Raw genomic sequence first — 3,684 nt, forward strand, 5'->3', positions numbered from 1 at the left:
TTTGACTCAGGCAGGGGGCGGGGCGGTCACGAATTCCACTATTCAACCATTCTGGATGAACCCGACGCCCCACTGGCGCAGGTGTCTGACGCCGACGGCAATCCGGTGCCCGAAACCGGGTCGATCAAGGGCCATGTCACCGGCACCTTCTTCCACCTGATCACCGGAGAGACCGCATGACAGGCTTTGTCAGCTTTGTCTCCTCGGGCCCCGGCGACCCTGAACTGTTGACCGTCAAGGCCGTAAAACGTCTGGAAACCGCAGATGCAGTGCTGTTTGACGACCTGTCATCCGGCCCGATCCTTGGCCATGCCCGTGACGACGCTGATCTGGTCGGTGTCGGCAAACGCGCTGGTCGGCCCTCGCCCCAGCAGGATCACGTCAGCCGACTGTTGGTGGATTACGCCAGCAGCGGTGCCCAAGTGGTGCGGCTAAAGTCCGGCGATTCCGGCATCTTTGGCCGACTTGAGGAAGAGATAACAGCCCTGCGCGAGGCAGGCATCAAGTACGAGGTCATCCCCGGCGTCACTGCAGCATCCGCAGCAGCAGCTGCGGCAGGTATCCCGCTGACCCGTCGCCTAACCGCGCGCCGACTGCAATACATCACCGGCCATGACGTAACCGGAGAGCTACCCGAAGACCTGAACCTGACCGCACTGGCCGACGCCAATGCCACAACCGTGGTCTATATGGGTAAACGCACCTTTGCCGCGCTGGCGGAACTGCTGGTAACCCATGGGTTACCCAGCTGATGCAGGTTCCTTTTCTGCATCGGTATGGATCATCAGCGGCTCAACTTTTGAGTTCACCGCCTCTTCGTTCACCACAACCTCTTCGACATTCTCCATGCTGGGCAATTCGAACATCGTATCCAGCAGAATGTCTTCCAGGATCGAACGAAGACCGCGGGCGCCGGTCTTGCGCAGGATGGCGCGCTTGGCGATGGCACTCAGCGCGTCATCGGTAAAGGTCAGCTTGGCATCTTCCAGCTCGAACAGGCGCTGGTATTGTTTGACGAGGGCGTTCTTGGGCTGGGTCAGAATGGTGACAAGCGCGTCCTCATCCAGATCTTCAAGCGTCGCAATCACCGGCAAACGCCCGACAAATTCCGGAATCAGGCCGAACTTCAAAAGATCTTCCGGCTCGAGATCGGTGAAAATCTCGCCCACGCCACGTTGGTCATTGTCACGCACATCGGCGCCAAACCCCATCGCAGACCCCTTGCCACGCTGCGCGATGATCTTTTCGAGACCGGCGAAGGCACCACCACAAATGAACAGGATATTGGTCGTATCCACCTGCAGGAACTCCTGCTGCGGATGCTTGCGCCCGCCTTGCGGCGGCACCGCGGCAACGGTCCCTTCCATCAGTTTCAACAAGGCCTGCTGAACCCCTTCGCCCGATACGTCGCGGGTGATGGACGGATTTTCCGACTTGCGGGTGATCTTGTCGACTTCGTCGATATAGACGATGCCGCGTTGCGCGCGCTCGACATTGTATTCGCTGGCTTGCAGCAGCTTGAGAATGATGTTTTCCACATCCTCGCCGACATAGCCCGCTTCGGTCAGTGTCGTGGCATCCGCCATGGTAAACGGCACATCCAGAATACGCGCAAGCGTTTGTGCCAAAAGGGTTTTACCGCATCCGGTCGGCCCAATCAGAAGGATGTTGGATTTCGAAAGCTCGATATCGCTTTTGCCGGAATTGTTCAGACGCTTGTAGTGGTTATGCACCGCAACCGACAGCACCCGTTTTGCGGTGGCCTGTCCGATCACGTAATCATCAAGCACCTTGCAGATATCGCGCGGCGCGGGCACGCCTTCGCTTGATTTCAAGCCTGCGCTCTTGGTTTCCTCGCGGATGATATCCATGCACAACTCGACACATTCATCACAGATGAAAACGGTCGGTCCGGCAATCAGCTTGCGAACCTCATGCTGGCTCTTGCCGCAAAAGCTGCAATAGAGGGTGTTCTTGCTGTCGCCGCCTGAATTATTCGCCATAACGTACCTTTCGGGCCCTGCGCCGCCGTCTGTCTTCTGGTCATTTCTGACCGGGTGTTCGCGTATCTTATCCGCCAGCTTAAGTCAGGCAGAAAAGCACCACAATCGCAAAAACACCCGACCCCGCGAGGGGCCGGGTTTGTCGTTTATTTCGCTTCTTCATCGCCCTTGGAACGATTCTCGACGATCTCGTCGATCAATCCCCAGGCCTTGGCATCCTCAGGCGACATGAAATTGTCGCGTTCAAGCGCCTCTTCGACCTTTTTGAGGGTCTTGCCAGTGTGTTTCACATAGATTTCGTTCAGCCGTTTCTTGAGCTTCAACGTCTCTTCGGCATGGATCATGATATCCGTGGCCTGCCCCTGATACCCGCCCGAGGGCTGGTGCACCATGATCCGGCTGTTGGGCAGCGAGAACCGCATGCCCGGCTCGCCGGCCGTCAGCAGAAGACTGCCCATGCTGGCGGCCTGACCGACCACAAGCGTGCTGATCTTGGGGCGGATGTATTGCATCGTGTCATAGATCGACAGACCGCTGGTGACGACACCACCGGGGCTGTTGATATACATGCTGATCTCTTTGCTGGGGTTTTCCGCTTCAAGATGCAGAAGCTGCGCCACAATCAGGCTCGACATGCCGTCATGCACCGGGCCGGACAGAAAGATGATCCGTTCCTTGAGAAGCCGTGAAAAAATATCATAGGCCCGCTCGCCCCGACTGGTCTGTTCGACGACCATCGGCACGAGGGTGTTCATGTAGGTATCCATTGGGTCTTTCATCGTCGCCCGCCTGCTCTGTTGTCCGATCGACCATGATCAGACCTTGTCAATTTACCCGATCCATATCGGCCAGTTCCTAAAGGAGTCTTAGTGTTGCGCCCAAGGGGCCGCAAGGGTATCGCACGAAATTGTCGCAACCCATCCAGCCGCCTGACGGTTAAAGCGCCACAGTTGGTCACATTTCCGTAGAATCGCCTCCCCAGGTTTTGCACAAGCCTCCAAAACGGTCTAAACAGTTCAGCATTGGACACCCGGGAACCCTCAAATGCCACTCCCCGCCCTCGATGACACTCTCGACCCCACCGAAATGGATCGCATGGTCGAGAATGCGACCACTGCGGCCAATTTCCTCAAGGCTATAAGCCACGAAGGACGGCTGCTGATTCTGTGCCACCTGGTATCAGGGGAAAAATCGGTAACAGAGTTGGAAACCCTGCTGTCCGCGCGTCAGGCGGCCGTGTCACAGCAATTGTCACGGCTTCGCCTTGAGGGGCTGGTCACGACCCGCCGGGACGGCAAGGCCATTTTCTACAGCCTCGCAGACGACCGACCCCGCAAGGTTCTCGAAGTGGTCTATGATCTGTTCTGCGCCCCCGCCAAGGGGGACGCAGGGACTTAACGGTTCTGTCTGGCCTAGGCCGGTTCCACCTCATTGCCCACGGCAAACGGGGCAAACACCTCATCAAGATCGGTGTGATTAACGTGATTGGCATAGTTCGAGATCGTCTTGACCGCGAGGGCCAGAATGATCTCAAGCACATGCACATCGCCATAGCCTGCGGCTTTGAAGGCTTCGGCCTTGGCCTTGCCCGGCAAGCCGCGTGTCTCCCACATATGATGGGTGAACGCGCGCAGGGCCTCAAGCTTGGCATCGGCCAGCGGCGCGCCATCACGCAGGGCCT

Annotated in this window: 3 protein-coding genes and 3 pseudogenes; 3 read left to right on the forward strand and 3 right to left on the reverse strand. The window is 57.8% G+C overall.

The features are described from left to right. Positions 1 to 180, forward strand: a pseudogene (locus tag QZ522_RS18365) (cobyrinic acid a,c-diamide synthase); the annotation flags it as partial. After that, positions 177 to 746: pseudogene (gene cobA, locus QZ522_RS18370) on the forward strand (uroporphyrinogen-III C-methyltransferase); the annotation flags it as partial. The pseudogenes QZ522_RS18365 and cobA, both read left to right, overlap by 4 nt. Here the strand turns inward: cobA and clpX are convergent. Further along, a complete protein-coding gene (clpX, locus tag QZ522_RS18375) occupies positions 741 to 2,003 on the reverse strand; it encodes an ATP-dependent Clp protease ATP-binding subunit ClpX (RefSeq protein ID WP_294615011.1) in 1,263 nt (420 codons plus the stop codon). The pseudogene cobA and the gene clpX sit on opposite strands and share 6 nt — an antisense overlap. A gap of 146 nt (positions 2,004 to 2,149) precedes the next feature. Then, entirely contained in the window at positions 2,150 to 2,782 is a 633-nt protein-coding gene (locus QZ522_RS18380; protein ID WP_294615013.1) for an ATP-dependent Clp protease proteolytic subunit, read from the reverse strand. 265 nt (positions 2,783 to 3,047) lie between these two features. Here QZ522_RS18380 and QZ522_RS18385 point away from each other — a divergent pair, with 265 nt between their 5' ends. After that, positions 3,048 to 3,401, forward strand: a complete 354-nt coding sequence (locus QZ522_RS18385; RefSeq protein ID WP_294615015.1) for a metalloregulator ArsR/SmtB family transcription factor — start codon at positions 3,048 to 3,050, stop codon at positions 3,399 to 3,401. 14 nt (positions 3,402 to 3,415) lie between these two features. Here QZ522_RS18385 and QZ522_RS18390 read toward each other — a convergent pair. Further along, positions 3,416 to 3,684 (reverse strand): annotated as a pseudogene (locus tag QZ522_RS18390) (carboxymuconolactone decarboxylase family protein); the annotation flags it as partial.

This window comes from uncultured Roseovarius sp. (assembly GCF_913054395.1).
Lineage (GTDB): Bacteria > Pseudomonadota > Alphaproteobacteria > Rhodobacterales > Rhodobacteraceae > Roseovarius.